Origin of the sequence: Bifidobacterium sp. UBA6881 (assembly GCA_002451435.1) — a bacterium.
Taxonomy (GTDB): domain Bacteria; phylum Actinomycetota; class Actinomycetes; order Actinomycetales; family Bifidobacteriaceae; genus Bifidobacterium.
In genome coordinates, this window is sequence record DKCF01000048.1 from 18,910 (window position 1) to 21,432 (window position 2,523).

Here is a 2,523-nt window from a genome sequence, read left to right on the forward strand (position 1 = left end):
CGAATCAACTGCATCAGCCGAAATATTCTTCGACGGTCTGCGCGAGCTCATCCACGGAATCGATGACCTTGTATGCGTCATGCTGCTTGAGTTCGCCCGGTTCCGCGTAGCCCCAGCCGCAGCCCAGGCAATCCAGGCCGCATGCCTTGGCACCATCCGCATCGGTCCAACGGTCACCGATCATCAGGGCCTTGTCTCCGGCGGCCTCATCGAATCCGATGTGCTGGAACGCCCAGCGAATCACCTGATCCTTGTCCAGACGCGAATTGTCTTTGCTGGCGCCGTAAATGCCGTCGACCATGGTGTCCAAGTGGAAATGCTCGCAAATCGGAATGCACTGGTACTGCGGCTTGCAGCTGGCGATAGCCAGATAATAGCCGGCCTCGCGCAGCTTCCTCAGCTGTTCCGGGATTCCCGGATAAATGGTGTTGTTCAGACGTCCCGGCACTTTCTGACCCGGATTGTTCGGATCGTCGAACACCGCCTCATCCGAATAGTATTTACGGTAAATGACGACCGCCTCGTCCAGCTTGTCGTCAGGAATGCCGTTACGCTGCATGGATTCGCTGATGGCCGGTCCGATGAAACGATGAAGCTCGTCATCGTCCGGAACCGGATATCCCATCTCTTCGAACGCCTTGACGACGCAACCGATAATACCCGGATCGGATTTGGTCAACGTGCCGTCAAGATCAAGCAGTACGACCTTCTTCGGATGTTCGGACATTTCTGACATAAGATGGCTCTCCCCTTATACCTTTGATTTCATTAGCGGTACTCTAACGATTATGCCCGGTTATTGTGACCGGGCATAATCGTTCAAGTGTCGTTCAACCGCCGGTCACTCGTAATCCGGGAACCAGCCGTCACGGTGCATCTGCAGCCGCTTGTCGAGCAACGCCTTCAGCTCGTCTTCGGTACGACGCTCCAGCAGCATATCCCAATGCGTGCGGGTCGGCTTGGTGATCTCGTCGGCTGCGCGGTCATCGTCGCCTTCACGATGCGCGGTGGCACCGCAACGGCATTCCCATTCCTCTGGGGCGTCCGCGCCCTCAGCGAACGGCAGAATCGTACGATGTCCCTTCGGGCAGACATACGCGACTTCGTTCCTTGCCACGAAATCCACGTTGTCATCGGATTCCAACGATTTCGCACCGATGCTCATGCCTCGCAGACTACGTTCCGCCATATTGCCTTTGCCTCCTTGGATTGTTTGCTCACTCTAAGCTACAGAACAGTTCGGACGTGTCGTTTATTCCGACCGGAGCCGAACACACGATGATTTCGCCGCTCGTCGGCCGATGCGATCAGTCGACACCGGAATATGCGACGATGCCACGATTGACCAGCGCGCACGCCCGTTTGGCGATCGGCGCCAACGTATCGGCACGCTTGCCGAGATATGGCGCGGCGACGGCGATCTGCTGCAGCACATCGGCAAGCCGCTTGCAATTGCGCACGAAATCCCCGCCGGTCAAATCCGTGCCATGCAGCACCTGGGACAGACTCTTCCCCTGGGCCCAATCATAGACGATATCGGTGAGTCCGAAATCCAATTGGCGGGATTCCTCCAGCGCGTAATCCTCGCACAGCATCGCAATCGAAGCATGAACGCCCTTTAGATGCGCCGAGCATACCGCGATGTCGCCCTGCAGACCGCCGGGATAGCGACGCGGCTCTCCCCCGCTGCCCCTGCGCGGTTCATATACGAGCGAGGCGACGACACTGGCAAGGCCGGGCGCATCGAGGCCATCGAAAACACCCTCATCAATGGCCTGGGCCAACACCAGATCCAGTTCGCTGTACAGGTGCCGCAAGAGCTGCCCGTGTTCCGTCAGTCGGTAGTCCGCATGCTCGTCGGTTCCGGCGAACTCCAGATATCCCAATTTTTCGAGCACGTCGCAAATGCGGTCGAACCGCCGAGCCACCGAACCGGTGCGCGAATCGTACCGATGCCGCACTCGTTCCAAGTCCCGCATCTCACGCGCCCAGCGGTGGCCCCATTTCAAATGCTGCTGCAAATCCGGGCACTTACGGCATGGATGGTCGCGATCCTCGGCACGAAGCTCCGCAATGCGGCGGTCAAGGTCTTTGAACGCCTGGCTACGGGCCTTCTGCGTACGGAACACCTCATGCTTGAGCCTGCGGCGTTCGTTCTTCTCGAGTTCGCTCAGCCGCATGCGCAGACGCATGAACTCCGTGAAGTCGCCGAAATCGCAGGCGAATGCCTGCTCGTATCCTTCGATGGCCTTGTGCAACGTGTCCATCTGGTTTTCCAACTGCCATGCCGATTCGTTCGCCTCCCATTGCGCGAACGAATGGTCCAACGTAATGCGGGCGGTTTCGTAATCGCTGGAATTCAACAGATTGACCGCCATGTTGAACGTGGGGCGGAAACTGGAATGCAACGGATACACACGCTTGCTGGACAATGCCGCGGCGGTTGCCGGAATGAAGCCACGATGGTCCACGACCACCGCATGACCGATGGTGTCGATGCCGCGTCGCCCGGCGCGACCGGTC

2 protein-coding genes and 1 pseudogene are annotated in these 2,523 nt (G+C 58.5%); all 3 read right to left on the reverse strand.

The features are described from left to right. Positions 1–13 precede the first annotated feature (13 nt). Positions 14–727 carry an HAD hydrolase-like protein gene (locus B3C64_RS04085; RefSeq protein ID WP_291533920.1) on the reverse strand — a complete coding sequence of 238 codons (714 nt, stop codon included), beginning with the start codon at positions 725–727 and terminating at the stop codon, positions 14–16. A 114-nt stretch (positions 728–841) separates the two neighbouring features. Beyond that, on the reverse strand, positions 842–1,189 hold the full coding sequence (locus B3C64_RS04090) for an RNA polymerase-binding protein RbpA (RefSeq protein ID WP_291533916.1): 348 nt from the start codon (positions 1,187–1,189) through the stop codon (positions 842–844). Between the two features lie 118 nt (positions 1,190–1,307). Beyond that, positions 1,308–2,523: pseudogene (locus B3C64_RS04095) on the reverse strand (DEAD/DEAH box helicase); the annotation flags it as partial.

Bases quoted from the DNA above. Each gene is read 5' to 3' on its own strand.
- B3C64_RS04085 (WP_291533920.1), bottom strand. From the start codon at position 727: ATGTCCGAACATCCGAAGAAGGTCGTACTGCTTGATCTTGACGGCACG.
- B3C64_RS04090 (WP_291533916.1), bottom strand. From the start codon at position 1,189: ATGGCGGAACGTAGTCTGCGAGGCATGAGCATCGGTGCGAAATCGTTG.